Genomic DNA, 13,044 nt, shown 5'->3' on the forward strand with positions numbered 1-13,044 from the left:
GTAGTACCGCAAAATTTCCCTATAATTCAGGGCTTTGTTCAATACTTGTCGGTTAAGGGGAACAAGTGGGCAAAGGGGAAAAGACAAAACCTTTCACCCAGCTAGGCTTGACACTGCAATTGCTGTCAAGACCGGCACAAAACTTCATTAAGTTTCTTTACTTTTTGTTGCAAATCGTTAATACTACTAAATAGATTTACACAAATAAAGCTGTAAACGTCAGTTAAGCGTTGAGCTTGATCATCCATAAACTCTTAATTAAGGTTCACTTATGCCGTTTACCATCGATTCAGCTCGCGGTATTTTTCCTGAAACACTGACTGCCGATTCAGTCCCAGCAACCATTGCTCGCTTCAACCAACTGAGTGCTGAGGATCAGTTAGCGCTCATCTGGTTTGCTTACCTAGAAATGGGTAAAACTATTACCATTGCTGCTCCTGGCGCTGCAAATATGGTATTTGCAGAAAACACCTTGAATGAACTCAAGCGCATGTCTTTCCCGGAACAAACTCAGGTAATGTGTGACCTAGCAAACCGTGCGGATACGCCTATTTGTCGTACCTATGCAATTTGGTCTGTAAACATCAAACTTGGTTTTTGGTATCGGCTTGGAGAGTGGATGGAGCAGGGTATTGTAGCTCCCATTCCACAAGGTTATCGACTCTCGGCAAATGCAGCAGCAGTTCTGCAAGCAATTAGGGATCTAGATGCAGGACAGCAAATTACCGTGCTGCGTAATTCTGTAGTTGATATGGGGTATGACCCTAGCAAATTGGGCAGTTTTACCAAGGTTAGTGAACCTGTGGCTCCACCCAAAGAAATGGCTAAACGGACTCCTGTCACTATCGAGGGGATAGATAATCCAACCATCTTAAGTTATATGGATAACTTAAATGCCAATGACTTTGATGCGTTGATTGAGTTATTTACTCCCGATGGTGCCCTGCAACCTCCCTTTCAAAAACCAATCGCAGGTAAGGAAGCAGTCTATAGATTTTTCCGAGAAGATTGTCAGAACCTCAAGTTAATACCACAGAGAGGTGTGTCTGAAGCCGTAGAGGATGGTTACACTCAGATCAAAGTTACAGGTACAGTGCAAACTCCCTGGTTTGGAGCTAGTGTGGGTATGAATATGGCTTGGAGATTCTTGCTAACTCCTGAGAATAAAATCTTCTTTGTAGCAATAGACTTACTAGCATCTCCCAAAGAGTTACTGAATTTGGTTCGCTAGTAATAGAAAGAAACAGACTTAGGAAATGAGGTGATAGGGCAATACTTGTTGGTTAAGGGGAAAAAGGGGAATGGGAAAAGGAAAGAAACAACCTTTAACCCTTAACCTTTAACCTTTTCCCCAAAACCTATTTTGAGTTCAAAACGCTATCCCTTGTAGTATTGGGTGATAGGGTGATCAATCCTCTTAGAGGGCAAAGCCCTACACCTCCACAAATGATAAATCTGCGGTTTGATGCAGTACACTATCAAAAATTGTATTAGAGACTTCCAAGTAAAAAATATTCCATTACTATTGTTGACGGTTGACGGTTAACTGTGAACTGTCAACCGTTAACGACTTTAACGGAATAATTTATTTTTTGGAGTTCCCTTATGAAGTGAATTTGCTCTCTTGGAGGAGAGTATTTTGGGATGGGAGCATGAAGGTAAACGAAGTTAGCTGGTCTGATTTAGAACAAGAAGTTGCTCAAGCCGCCTTTCAAAAAGCATACGAGCGAGAAATCAACGCCCTGATTCAGGACGTTCGCGACAACGCCGTTCAGATTTCCGAATTGGAAGATATCTGGCGTTTGCATAACTTTCTGAGTGCCAAAAGACACGAGATTGATGGTAAGTATGATTACAACTATTCAGTTCTCGTATTTGTTTTTGCAACTCTGATTAAACAGGGATGGTTGCATCTAGATGAACTCAAGGGGCTGGATCAGGATAAACTTACTAAGATTGGCTCTCTTTCCCGGATGTAGCTATTAGTAATATCAAGTCTGGCATTAGGGCTGATGCAGGGAGGTAGACATGGGGAGTTTTTTGATCAGCAATTAGACTGGTATGATATTTCTTGTGCAAGTGATCTTATGCTGATGTGACTTCGCGCGTAGATGTGGAGTGGCTTGTCGTCAGCAGCGAGATCGCTCAACAATATTTCTCTTTGATGGATAAAACCTTGTCCGCTATATTGAAAGTGTATCGCCTACTCCTAAATTGAAATTACTCTGCATGGATATCACGGCTACATTGAATGAGATTGCAGCCCTCAGTGTTGAAGAGCGAATTCGTCTTGTGCAAGCGATATGGGATAGCATTGCAGCCGAGCAAGCTTACCCTGAATTGACCCAAGCGCAAAAACGGGAGCTTGATGATCGGATTGAGGACTATGAAAAAAATCCAGATAATGTATTGACTTGGGAAGACATCAAAGCATCTGTTAAAAGACAACGATGAATTATGCATTAGTATTTCGTCCAGAGGTTCGCGAAGAACTAGATGAGGCTTATACTTGGTACGAAAGCCAACAGCCAGGGCTGGGTGACGAGTTTTTGGACTGTGTGGACGAAATACTCAATCGAATTTGCCAAATGCCAGAGTCTTACGCAGTCGTATATAGAGACATTCGACGGGCAGTAATCCAACGCTTTCCTTACGCTGTATATTATCGGGTTGTATCGAGTCGGGTCATTGTGATAGCCATTTTTCATGGTCGGCGCGATCCAAAATCTTGGCAGACGCGAACCTAACAACCCCAATACAGCAAATCAGTAAGATATCTTGTTACCAATCATCTTCATTGGATTGGCGCTCAATTTGCGCGATCGCTAATTTCGTCAAAACGCGCACTACTTCCTGCTCATCATTAAGTAGTGCTTGTAATGGTTCTAAAGCGGCGCGATCGCCAATTTTACCGAGTGAATTAATTGCGGCTTTCCTCACATCTAAATCGGTATCATGAATTGCCAGAATTAAATGCGGTACAGAGGGAGGATAATTAACTTGTCCCAAGGCTGCGGCCGCTTCGGTGCGAATCAGCGCTTCTGGATCAGTTAAAGCAGAAACCAACAGGTTGCAGGATTTTTCATCTGACTGCTCTTGCGCCACATGACCAAGCGCCCCAATTACAGCACATCGTACATCTAAAGAGGCGGCGTTCAATGCTTTATATAAATGGTCTGCAGCTTCCGAACCAATAAATGCCAACGCCCATGCAGCATGACCTTTAATATCTTGTGGATGTTTGTCTGATGCCAGAATTTCTAGTAATGCGGGTACAGACGCTTCTCCTGTCCTAGCTAAGGCCCCGGCTGCTGAACTTCTGACTACTGTATCTTCATCATTCAGGAAAGCATGAAGCAAGTTTGGCACAGCGCGAGGGTCAGAGATGATCGTGAGTGTCTTCGCAGCCGCCCTCCGCACAACTACATTGCTATGATTTGCTAATGCTTCTACGAGAAATGGCGTTGCTGGTTCACCAATTTCACCCAAGGTTTCCGCAAATCGCAGTCGCACCAATCCTCGTGGATCTCCTAAACCCTCCACGAGTTGTTTGAGAACTGTTTTATCTGTAGCATCGAAGGTTTCGAGTGTAATCTGCTCGTTTACCCTCTGAACCAAAGCATCATTTTCAGCTTGCACTTGCAGGATGGGATCTTCCGTTGTTGGAGCTTCTGAGTTGAGTGATTGACTCATCACAAATTCCTTATCACCGCTATTTTTCAATCCTCTAATTACCAGATGTCAGACTAGACTGCTGCTGGCGAAGTGACTCAAGGGTTGCGTCTAGTTGAGCCAGCTGAGGTTGCAAGCTAGCAAGTGCTTGTGCCTTCATCACTTTAGCCTTTTGTGCCATTGACAAGGTATCGTTAACTAGACGTTCCCGATATTCTTCTAATTCTGCGATCGCTAAATTCAGTTCTTCAGAGCTTGCTGGAGCGTTGGCGGTGAGTTCTGTAGTATCAGTCATCTTGATTGTGTTTCCTAAAATTAGATTTAAAATACCCTTGTTAGATTTTCTCAGATTCAGTTACCAACAAACAAAAGTTTTTGAAAATGGGCATGGGGCATTGGGCATGGGGCATGGGAAATTTGTTTGCTGATTCTCTTATTAATTTCTAACCTTAGAGTTTTTGCTTTATTTGATAGCTGATGTGAGCTTTCTTTCTAAATCAAACAAAAAGCCGTGGATATATTCTTCTGTCCACTCAGTACCGTAAAAACGGGTGAACATTCCTCTGGCTGGGTCTTTTTCGGCACGATAGCGGAGATAACGCAGTTGCGCCTGTTCAATTTCTGCTAAATATTTAGAGTTCGTTACAGGTTGTGCTTGGTCAACAAAATCTAGGTAGGCTTGTAGATAGTCTTTAAAGGCTGCAAATACATGAGTTTCTACTACCTCTGTTTGCTGTGGGCGCGTCCAGAGAAAGGCTGGTGAGAAAAAGGGTTGGGCTTCTTCGGGAAAGTCGCCCCCCCAAGGTAGATGCTGCTGATGTGTCTGGAAAATTGGCAGAATAGGCTGGGTATATTTCGCCTGATAGTCCAAATCATCCCGAAATAAAGGTTGCATATCGAGGGCTATTAAGTGCCCTCCAGGTAAGGTGACTAAATCTGCACCAAAGAAGGGTAAATCGTAATTCAGGTGCGGGAAAATCACAAAATTTAACACCTGAAGTGAGTTACCACCTTGTACATGGGCAGCTCGAATTTGGCGGAGTTTGGGGCTTTGATAAGCATAACTAGTTGTTAATACTTCCTCTTGATGCTTGCCTTTGCCTACTGTTGCTTGCTTAGACTCAAACCCAGTGGGGATGGGATAAGGCTGCAAATTCAACCTTTCTTGCAACAGTGCGATCGCATAATCTAAAAATGGCTGATAGAGAGTCAACTTCGCTTCGCTCCGAATTCAAAATTCAAAATTCAAAATTCAAATATCACCAAGGTTATGTTGGGAGGATATAGATGTAAATTCTTATTTGGCTACAACAGCTGCTAATGGCACAGCATCTTCAAACAAAAATTCATACAAAAATCGCTCTGACCATTGATGTCCAAAGTAGCTGCTGAACAAACCAGATGCGGGATCGCGATCGGCACTATATTGATCGTAGTCTTTTTGAGCTTTGACAATCCGTTGAATGTCTGACTGATCAATCAGAGGTTCGGCTTGCGCTAACATCTGCCAGTACAGGTTTAGATAGTCTTTAAATGCCTCAAATACTCTCGTTTTGACTGTTTCTGGATCGGTTTTGGCAAACAATAGATATTTGGAGAAATATTGATTAGCATCATAAAATTTCATTTCCAAACCTTGTGCTAAGTCTGGATACTTATCATGCAAGGTTTGCAATGGATGGATGTACTTCCTCAAGTAGGCTTCATCTTGAAATAAAGGCTGGAAATCCATCACAATCAGATTCTTCACCTGACCGAAAGACAGAAAGTCAATGCCGAGTAGAGGCAAATCATAGTAATGACTGGGATAAATCACACTATTCATAATCTGGGCGCTTGCACCTGCATCGATGTATGTATAGCGAATTTTCCGCAACTCTGGGCACTGATAGCACCAACTCTGAATTGTGGCGGGATTTCTGCCGCGATCGCTCACCTGATAGTCTAGTCCTGGGGGAATGGGGCGACTCTCCAATGTAAACCGTTGCAAAAGCGATTGTTCCAGATGCTCAAGGAAGCACTTATACATAAAAGTTAGAGACTAATTTGCCTTAATCCCAGAGAATACGGGATTCACAAATTCGCCGTCTCGAATATGTTAAACAAAGTAACGATCCTTAACGTTAGCCAGAGGTGCATAGTGCAATACCTAGAGGATGCGATCGCCAGAATAATTACTTAGTAGGCCTCGCCAGTTCTTGAAGATTATGAGTGACCAGAAAAATCATGGGAGGTAGTCACCTTTTGCTTTCTGCACTTGCAGCTTTTCCCAAGCAACTGCCAGATCTGGTTTCTGTTGACGTTTGAAATTTGAAAATCCTATTTTTTGTGTCTAAACTATCATCAAATATGCCAAACTCTTATTTTTACGTTGATTGATGACATATAGACAGCCTTGAAAACCCTTGTAAAGAATGGTTTATAACTCTTCGGACAAGTCTAGTCACATAATTTATCAAGATTGCTGCTGGCGCGGGGGTACAAATTTCCAATCACTGATGATATCTTCACATTCCTTGTAAATATCTATTAGCTCTTGCTCAGAAGACAGCCCTCCCAAAAACTTCATCAAACCAACATTGAGATGTCTAGTAGCACGGCGAAAGTTATTTGCTTTTTCGCCAAGATTGATTGAGTTTACCACTCCAAATGACAAAGCGCTAATAAAAGCAAATATGCGTGTGTAAAAGTCTCCTAGCTCATGTGTAAAAGTCGCAACGATAAGTGATGAGCCGATCGCTAATATCCCTAAAGAAATATGAACAAATTGTAAGCAATTAGCCCCAAAATTCCAGGTACGCTGATATCTTTGCATTTTTGAAAGCAGATCTTTGTTATTACTCATATTTTCTTCTTGCCATCAGGCAAATAAAGTCTGCCCATAATATATATCAGCCATCCTAGCTGATGATATCGCTTATAGACTATAGCAATCCTATTTCAGTTGTAAAAAATATCAGTTTTGGCTGTTGGCTGTCAACGGTTAACAAACTTTTAGGCAATAGTTGACACATCATTTAGGAGTGCTACACATCAACTCAGCACTAATAAACTAATCCGATTAATATTGATTACAAAGTCACCTTTAACCACCCAAAAATCTCACCTACGGTCAACTCTAACCCACTACAAAAATCTGGTACTGGCAAAACAGCAGCACTATTTTCAAAAGGTAAAGGTTGTCGTCCAGCAGGATAAGCAGCTATGAATCGTTCATCAGGGTCAATTAACCATCCCATTTGTGTACCGTGGTTGAGAGCATATAAGATTTTTTTTGTAACTTTTGTATGGCTTTGCTCAGGGGAAAGAATTTCGATTATCCAGTCGGGTGCGATAGTGAATGTATTGGCAATATCACCATTTTCATCTACAGGAAGTCTTTCCCAAGAGAATACAGCAACATCAGGAACTATAGAAAGTCCACCAAATGTGCAGCGTAATTCTGGAAAAGCCCAACCCATCTTTTGGATTTTTACAACAGAATTGATTCTCGGACATAGTTCTCCTTGAATCGTACTATGTTTTCCTTGGGGCATGGGTTTTTCAATGATTTGTCCGTCGATATACTCTAGGCTAGGCTGAGTTTCTGGTAGTTTAAGAAACTCTTCTAAGGTAAATATTGTATTTGTAGCTTGTACCATTGCGATCGCATCCTCAAATTAGGATTATTTTTTTTACATAATTAAGTCCTAAAACTTCTAAAATCTTTGGTAAAGTTACCAACTCGCATATCATGATTTTTCTGAATATGAGGGGAATAAAGTGCTTTTTACATTTTAACTTGCTGTACATTTGCTCCCAATTATCTATGTGAAAATCATGATGAAACTCTAGATAAATTTTGTTGTACCATTTGGGCTAAATTTGCCTCTGTCAAATAGCGTCGTTCAGAACAATAGGTCATTAAATACACACCATTCATCATCCGTACTGTACTGACACGCACTCTAAAATCATCGGTCATAAACCAGCAGCGTTCTTGACCTTGGTTGGTTTCATACTCAGTATCGATGGTCAAAATACCATCTTGTCCAAACCAGTAACGGCTAACTACTGGAATTCTTTCTACATAGCCTTGGTTCCGCAGCAATTTTCCCGATCGCCCAGTCTCATCATCTGGGACATCAACTAATACAGCAGCACGATCCGGATCAGGTTCGCGATCGTCGTCGTGTTCTTGCCACATAAAGCTAGCGCCTCCCTTCGCACTAGCTGGATCGATACCTTGAGATTCGCAGATGGTTTTCACCCGTGGATCGTCGAGCGTAATGACTTGCACATAAAGCTTTGATTCTCCCGATTGATCTGCTACTGCATCAAAGTGATGCACTGAGCGCTGGGTAAACCATACTCCTTCACTCTTTTGAAAAAACTCCATCATAGTCATTGGTTGTACAAAAGGCATAACTGCTCCTTTAATAAAGTGAGAAGTGGGTTCGCGTAGCGTCTCCGTAGGAGTAGGTCGCGGTACAATACCCTAAATAATCTCACGATTTCAATCCATGATCAGCACGGAGACTCATAAGACACCCCAAGAGGTTTTGGCTGTCCTCAAGGCTGGGGTTGCTCTCATCCAGAAAGATTTATATCAATTCAACCTCAGTGGTTTAGAACTACAAAGAGCCAATTTGCATCAAGCTACTTTGATTCGGGGGAATCTTAGTAAAGCAGATCTGAGTGCAGCAGATCTCAGTAGTGCTGATTTACGAGCAGCAGATCTGTGCCAAGCAATTTTAAAGGATGCCAATTTAGAGGGAGCTTGTTTGTACCGAGCCGATTTGAGTGGCGCAGACTTACGCGGAGCTAATTTGACCGCCACCAAGCTATTAGGTGCAAGATATGATAGCCAAACTTTATTTCCTGAAGGCTTTAATTACAAATCCTCTGGGGCGATTGGGCCAAATGCCTATCTGAATGGTGCTCAACTGAATACAGCTAACTTGCGTCATGCGGATTTGCAGGGTGCAAGTATGTTAGGAGCATATTTAGGTGGGGCGGATCTAACTCAGGCTAATCTTCAAGGCGCACGGCTAACTCAGGCTGACTTACGGAAAGCCTGGCTAACTGGAGTATCTTTACGCAATGCTCGGTTAAATGGAGCTAACTTAGCAGGGGCCGATTTAAGAGCAGCAGACTTGACTGGCGTTGAGTTCGAGCAACTAGAAAGCATTGCTGGAGCAGATTTTACCCATGTTCAGGGGCTAAGTGACGAGATGCGATCGCGCCTCCTTAGTCAACCTGCACAAGAGCTAGATACACCTCATGCTTTAACTCGTCGCACTACACGCGCCAGTCTGGAAGTTTGATGATGGGAGCAAAGAGGACAAAGAATTCAAACGTCTCTCCTGCTCCCCTCTTATGATTTAATCGCTGTCCAATCTTTTTTCAACAAAGCGAGAAAGGTAGCAATACCTTTAGAAAATCCTTGGGGGTCAGGTAGAACATACTGCGGAAATTCCTCAAACGGCCGCCAAGGCTCTGACGAATTATGACGCAGGTACAAAGCGCGATCGTCTCCCTCTAATTTCCAGAGCATTTGACCGCCAGTAGGAATTTCAGCCATTTATTTCTCCTATGTTGCAAACAAAAATACTGAGTTACAGTTTGCTCTTTCCCAATTCTGCCAGTCCTAATATTAATTAATGTCAAAATTGCTACATTTTTGCTAGACTTTTTGATTGAGTTGCTGTAAAGCATGAATAAATTATAGGTAGCCATTACTGAGTTAGGTACAACTCAAAGACAGATTTTTCTTTTCCACCTGGCGAGGGAGTTGTCGTTTTTCGTTTAGCCCTCTGCTCCCTACGTCAAGAGATGAAATTTTCGGCATTGCTGATTGATGGGATGATTTTTATCTCACGCATTCGACATTCGCGCAGCGTTGCGTAGAGAAGTAGTTCTCGTAGAGTAGGCGCATAGACACGAAGTGGCGGAGGGTAGACGCAAAGAATCGACTTTCAGCTTTTTCTAGAAGTATGAATTCATCTTGCAAATATGCAACACCAATCAAGATGTAGGTGGGGTCAAAGCCTTGCGGAAAGCAGGGCAAACGCATCTAAATATTGACAAAGTGGTGGTTAAGATGTGTATAAAGTAGTACAGATAAACTATTAAGGTGTTGAGGGGGCGATCGCTGACTGAGTGGGGGTAAGCCATCGGACTTTAATGGTAAAGTCATTCTAAAAGTAGAATAAAGACCCATAAAGCGTGAAGCTCAAGCCCAAAATCACCATTACTGACCACTTTGCACAGATGTCAGATCCCAGAGTAGATCGTACAAAACGGCACAAGTTAATTGACATTATTACAATTGCCTTGTGTGCAGTGATATGTGGAGCAGATAGTTGGGTGGCAATTGAACTGTATGGCTGCACGAAGTATGAGTGGTTAAAAACGTTTTTAGAGTTACCAAATGGGATAGCATCTCCTGACGGAGACGCTACGCGAACACAAGATACATTTGCGAGAGTATTTGCACAGTTAAACCCGCAACAGTTCCAAGAATGTTTTTTGTCATGGATGAGATCAATACAAAAGATAACATCAGGGGAAATAGTAGCAATTGATGGCAAGACTTTATGCGGTTCATTTGATAAAGCATCTGGGCAAAGTGCCATGGAAATAGTTAGTGCCTGGGCGACTAAAAATAGAATTTTACTAGGTCAGGTAAAAGTAGATTCTCAGTCAAATGAAATTACAGCAATTCCCGAACTATTAAAAGTGCTAGAACTGTCTGGATGTATTGTGACAATAGATGCAATAGGCTGCCAAAAAGAGATTGTGAAGTTGATTAACCACAATTGGCAGTAACAATAATCACAGTATATATTAGAGAAATCAAAAAATACTAGCTAATCTATCCTGCTCCTCTTGCCTAATAAAACTGAAATTGAACTAACCATCTACTAATTTTCAAAAGTTTTGTCGCTCAACTCAGAAGAAGTATGACGCATTTTTTTATTTCAATTAACAACAGAAAATATACTTATAGTTTAGTATTTTTTGTAACTATAATTTTTAGTGCGATCGCTTTCAGTAGGGTTATCATCTCACCGATACTGGGGAGTAATGAAGCAGTAACACCTCAGCCAGTAGTTGCAACTCCAGTAGTACAAGCAGTAGCCGCTTTGGGGCGTATAGAACCGGAAGGAGAAGTCAGGCAAGTGTTTCCGGCTTCTACAACAGAATCGGCCCGTATCCAAAGACTACTGGTGAAGCAAGGGGACAGGGTAAAGGTGGGGCAAGATCTGGCAGTGTTAGATAATTATGCCCGTCGTTTAGCATCTGTGAAAATGGCAGAGGAAGAAGTGCAGGTGGCTCAAGCCCGCTTAATGCAAGTAAAAGCAGGAGCAAAGCAGGGAGATTTACAAGCTCAACAAGCAGAAATCGCTCGATTGGAAGCAGAATTGCACAATGCCCAAGTCGAGGAATCACGATATCACATTTTGTATAAAGAAGGGGCGGTTTCAGCTTCGCAATACGATAGCAAACGCCTACAGATGGAAGCTGCACAACGATATCTGACTCAAGCCCGTGCTGCGTTGAAGAGTTTGGCAGAAGTACGTACAGTGGATGTGCATTTGTCTCAAGCAGAGGTAAAACAGGCAAAGGCCAAGGTGGTGCAGGCTCTGGCAGAGCTGGACTTGAGTATAGTACGAGCACCACAAAATGGACAAATCTTGAAAGTGCAAGCTTTTCCCGGTGAATTGGTAGGGACTCAAGGCATCGTGAGTTTAGGTAATACAACGCAAATGGTAGCGATCGCAGAAGTTTACGAAACGGATATCCGCAAAGTACATCTAGGACAAACAGCAACAATTACCAGTCCTAGCCTCACCAAACCGCTCTCTGGAAAAGTCTCTCAAGTAGGTTTAGAAATTGGTAGCCGAAATGTATTAGATACAGATTCCCCAACAAATGTAGATACTCGTGTAGTAGAAGTAAAAATTCTCTTGAATCAAGAAAGTAGTCGTCGTGTAGCAGGAATGACGAATCTCAAAGTTGATGTATCTATAGAAATGAAAGATTAAAATCCCCTTTTATCAGGTATGAGTATAACGATTTGCTGGAAATAAAAAAGTTAAAACCGCGAAGCATAGCTAACATTCAACTCAAAGTATTTTTTAGCTTGTTAGAGAAGTATCAGGATTTTATAGTTCATGATTCAACGTTATTTAATTGAACTGCAAAAAATTCCAATTGCTTGGTTACAATTAAGCTATCAACGCAATCAAACTATTGCGGGAATTATTGGCATCCTTTGCATTACATTTCTATTATTTATTCAAATAGGACTGAGAAACGCATTTTTAGAGGGGGCATTACAATTACCTTTAAACTTCGATGCAGATATTGTTTTAATTAGCTCTCTCTCTTCAACGGCACTGCAACCAGTAACTTTTTCTTCAAGACCTTTATATGAAGCACTAGCATTGAAGCAAGTTCAATCTGTTGCACCAGTTTACATCACATCAACCCAATGGTACGACAGAAACAACTCCCTTTATCGTATTAGAGTTAACGTTCTAGGTATTCCTTTAAATGTATCAACACTTAATTTGCCAGGAGTAAAAGAAAATCTGCAAAAACTACAGAAGCAAAAATTTGCTTTATTTGACCGTAATGCCAGAAATGAATTTTATCCCATCATTGCCGAATTTCATTTAAAAGGAGAGTCTTCCGCAGAAATCCAAGTGGGAAATACTAGCTCGTTGAGAGGACTTAGGGTTGTAGGATTTTTTGAATTAGGGGTTAATAATGCTTACGATGCTAGTTTTATTATCAGTTCAACAACTTTTAGTGAATTATTCGGACGTGACAATACCAAAATAGATATTGGTTTTATTAAATTAAAGCCGGAGTATAATTCAGATGTAGATATAGAGCAAACTATTACAGAATTAAGGAGTTATCTACCTAGAACTATTAAATTATTCTCTAAATCTGAATTAATCAAACGAGAAAGAATCTTCCATGAAAACAATTCTCCAATGGGTTTTATCTTTCGTTTTATTTTGATTATTGCTGTTGTTGTCAGTATTTTTATTTTATATCAAATTCTTTATGTAAAAGTTACGCAAAACCTGCGTAACTATGCAACATTGAAGGCTTTAGGCTTTAGTCAAAAATCTTTAATTTCTGTAGTTATCCAGGAAGCATTTATTTTAGTAATTGCTGGATACATTCCAGGGATAATATTATCTAATTTAGCATATTCATATCTAATTAATGTAACAAAAATATTTATTAAAATGAATTTACAAACAGCTTTGTTTGTTTTATTATTAGTATCTTTAATTTGCTTAATATCATCAGGTTTTTCTTTAATAAAGGTTAAAAATGCAGACCCAGCGGATGTTTTTAAATAAGTTC

15 protein-coding genes and 1 pseudogene are annotated in these 13,044 nt (G+C 41.1%); 8 read left to right on the plus strand and 8 right to left on the minus strand.

Annotation, left to right across the window (positions count from 1 at the left end; genetic code table 11):
- The first annotated feature begins 271 nt into the window (after positions 1–271).
- The 4 genes from AACU25_RS16740 (at position 272) to AACU25_RS16755 (ending at position 2,747) form a co-directional block, all read left to right on the plus strand.
- The gene (locus AACU25_RS16740) at positions 272–1,231 is read left to right on the plus strand and encodes an orange carotenoid-binding protein (protein WP_096577450.1); all 960 of its coding nucleotides are present in this window, start codon (positions 272–274) and stop codon (positions 1,229–1,231) included.
- Positions 1,232–1,652: 421 nt separating this feature from the next.
- The gene (locus AACU25_RS16745) at positions 1,653–1,979 is read left to right on the plus strand and encodes a hypothetical protein (RefSeq protein WP_045871545.1); all 327 of its coding nucleotides are present in this window, start codon (positions 1,653–1,655) and stop codon (positions 1,977–1,979) included.
- Between the two features lie 250 nt (positions 1,980–2,229).
- Positions 2,230–2,454, plus strand: coding sequence for an addiction module protein (locus tag AACU25_RS16750; RefSeq protein ID WP_096577452.1), 225 nt, complete (start codon positions 2,230–2,232; stop codon positions 2,452–2,454).
- Positions 2,451–2,747, plus strand: coding sequence for a type II toxin-antitoxin system RelE/ParE family toxin (locus AACU25_RS16755; RefSeq protein ID WP_096577454.1), 297 nt, complete (start codon positions 2,451–2,453; stop codon positions 2,745–2,747). Before AACU25_RS16750 ends, AACU25_RS16755 begins: the two co-directional genes overlap by 4 nt.
- Before the next feature lie 34 nt (positions 2,748–2,781).
- Here AACU25_RS16755 and AACU25_RS16760 read toward each other — a convergent pair whose 3' ends face one another.
- The 7 genes from AACU25_RS16760 to AACU25_RS16790 form a co-directional block, all read right to left on the minus strand.
- Positions 2,782–3,693, minus strand: a complete 912-nt coding sequence (locus AACU25_RS16760; protein WP_096577456.1) for a HEAT repeat domain-containing protein — start codon at positions 3,691–3,693, stop codon at positions 2,782–2,784.
- A gap of 34 nt (positions 3,694–3,727) precedes the next feature.
- Complete coding sequence (locus AACU25_RS16765; protein WP_096577458.1) at positions 3,728–3,967, minus strand: hypothetical protein; 240 nt, start codon at positions 3,965–3,967, stop codon at positions 3,728–3,730.
- A 168-nt stretch (positions 3,968–4,135) separates the two neighbouring features.
- Positions 4,136–4,885 (minus strand): phycoerythrobilin:ferredoxin oxidoreductase, encoded by a 750-nt coding sequence (locus tag AACU25_RS16770; protein ID WP_096577460.1) that lies wholly within the window; start codon positions 4,883–4,885, stop codon positions 4,136–4,138.
- An 84-nt stretch (positions 4,886–4,969) separates the two neighbouring features.
- Complete coding sequence (locus tag AACU25_RS16775; RefSeq protein ID WP_096577462.1) at positions 4,970–5,701, minus strand: 15,16-dihydrobiliverdin:ferredoxin oxidoreductase; 732 nt, start codon at positions 5,699–5,701, stop codon at positions 4,970–4,972.
- Positions 5,702–6,127: 426 nt separating this feature from the next.
- Entirely contained in the window at positions 6,128–6,517 is a 390-nt protein-coding gene (locus tag AACU25_RS16780; protein ID WP_096577464.1) for a hypothetical protein, read from the minus strand.
- Between the two features lie 226 nt (positions 6,518–6,743).
- Positions 6,744–7,313 (minus strand): Uma2 family endonuclease, encoded by a 570-nt coding sequence (locus AACU25_RS16785; protein WP_096577466.1) that lies wholly within the window; start codon positions 7,311–7,313, stop codon positions 6,744–6,746.
- 176 nt (positions 7,314–7,489) lie between these two features.
- A complete protein-coding gene (locus AACU25_RS16790; protein WP_096577468.1) occupies positions 7,490–8,077 on the minus strand; it encodes a phycobiliprotein lyase in 588 nt (195 codons plus the stop codon).
- 97 nt (positions 8,078–8,174) lie between these two features.
- Between AACU25_RS16790 and AACU25_RS16795 the strand changes: the two genes are divergently transcribed.
- On the plus strand, positions 8,175–8,978 hold the full coding sequence (locus tag AACU25_RS16795) for a pentapeptide repeat-containing protein (protein WP_096577470.1): 804 nt from the start codon (positions 8,175–8,177) through the stop codon (positions 8,976–8,978).
- Positions 8,979–9,028: 50 nt separating this feature from the next.
- Here the strand turns inward: AACU25_RS16795 and AACU25_RS16800 are convergent, their stop codons facing one another.
- A complete protein-coding gene (locus AACU25_RS16800) occupies positions 9,029–9,235 on the minus strand; it encodes a hypothetical protein (RefSeq protein WP_045871556.1) in 207 nt (68 codons plus the stop codon).
- A gap of 644 nt (positions 9,236–9,879) precedes the next feature.
- Here AACU25_RS16800 and AACU25_RS16805 point away from each other — a divergent pair.
- The 3 genes and pseudogenes from AACU25_RS16805 to AACU25_RS16815 form a co-directional block, all read left to right on the plus strand.
- Positions 9,880–10,464, plus strand: a pseudogene (locus AACU25_RS16805) (ISAs1 family transposase); the annotation flags it as partial.
- Between the two features lie 152 nt (positions 10,465–10,616).
- Positions 10,617–11,702 carry an ABC exporter membrane fusion protein gene (locus tag AACU25_RS16810; RefSeq protein WP_096577472.1) on the plus strand — a complete coding sequence of 362 codons (1,086 nt, stop codon included), beginning with the start codon at positions 10,617–10,619 and terminating at the stop codon, positions 11,700–11,702.
- A gap of 129 nt (positions 11,703–11,831) precedes the next feature.
- Positions 11,832–13,040: an FtsX-like permease family protein gene (locus AACU25_RS16815; protein WP_096577474.1), complete on the plus strand. Its 1,209-nt coding sequence runs from the start codon at positions 11,832–11,834 to the stop codon at positions 13,038–13,040.
- The last annotated feature ends 4 nt before the right edge of the window (positions 13,041–13,044 follow it).

Origin of the sequence: Tolypothrix tenuis PCC 7101, from assembly GCF_963874875.1 — a bacterium.
GTDB classification, from domain to species: Bacteria; Cyanobacteriota; Cyanobacteriia; order Cyanobacteriales; family Nostocaceae; genus Aulosira; species Aulosira tenue.

Bases quoted from the DNA above. Each gene is read 5' to 3' on its own strand.
- AACU25_RS16740 (WP_096577450.1), top strand. From the start codon at position 272: ATGCCGTTTACCATCGATTCAGCTCGCGGTATTTTTCCTGAAACACTG.
- AACU25_RS16745 (WP_045871545.1), top strand. From the start codon at position 1,653: ATGAAGGTAAACGAAGTTAGCTGGTCTGATTTAGAACAAGAAGTTGCT.
- AACU25_RS16750 (WP_096577452.1), top strand. From the start codon at position 2,230: ATGGATATCACGGCTACATTGAATGAGATTGCAGCCCTCAGTGTTGAA.
- AACU25_RS16755 (WP_096577454.1), top strand. From the start codon at position 2,451: ATGAATTATGCATTAGTATTTCGTCCAGAGGTTCGCGAAGAACTAGAT.
- AACU25_RS16760 (WP_096577456.1), bottom strand. From the start codon at position 3,693: ATGAGTCAATCACTCAACTCAGAAGCTCCAACAACGGAAGATCCCATC.
- AACU25_RS16765 (WP_096577458.1), bottom strand. From the start codon at position 3,967: ATGACTGATACTACAGAACTCACCGCCAACGCTCCAGCAAGCTCTGAA.
- AACU25_RS16775 (WP_096577462.1), bottom strand. From the start codon at position 5,701: ATGTATAAGTGCTTCCTTGAGCATCTGGAACAATCGCTTTTGCAACGG.
- AACU25_RS16780 (WP_096577464.1), bottom strand. From the start codon at position 6,517: ATGAGTAATAACAAAGATCTGCTTTCAAAAATGCAAAGATATCAGCGT.
- AACU25_RS16785 (WP_096577466.1), bottom strand. From the start codon at position 7,313: ATGGTACAAGCTACAAATACAATATTTACCTTAGAAGAGTTTCTTAAA.
- AACU25_RS16790 (WP_096577468.1), bottom strand. From the start codon at position 8,077: ATGCCTTTTGTACAACCAATGACTATGATGGAGTTTTTTCAAAAGAGT.
- AACU25_RS16795 (WP_096577470.1), top strand. From the start codon at position 8,175: ATGATCAGCACGGAGACTCATAAGACACCCCAAGAGGTTTTGGCTGTC.
- AACU25_RS16800 (WP_045871556.1), bottom strand. From the start codon at position 9,235: ATGGCTGAAATTCCTACTGGCGGTCAAATGCTCTGGAAATTAGAGGGA.
- AACU25_RS16810 (WP_096577472.1), top strand. From the start codon at position 10,617: ATGACGCATTTTTTTATTTCAATTAACAACAGAAAATATACTTATAGT.
- AACU25_RS16815 (WP_096577474.1), top strand. From the start codon at position 11,832: ATGATTCAACGTTATTTAATTGAACTGCAAAAAATTCCAATTGCTTGG.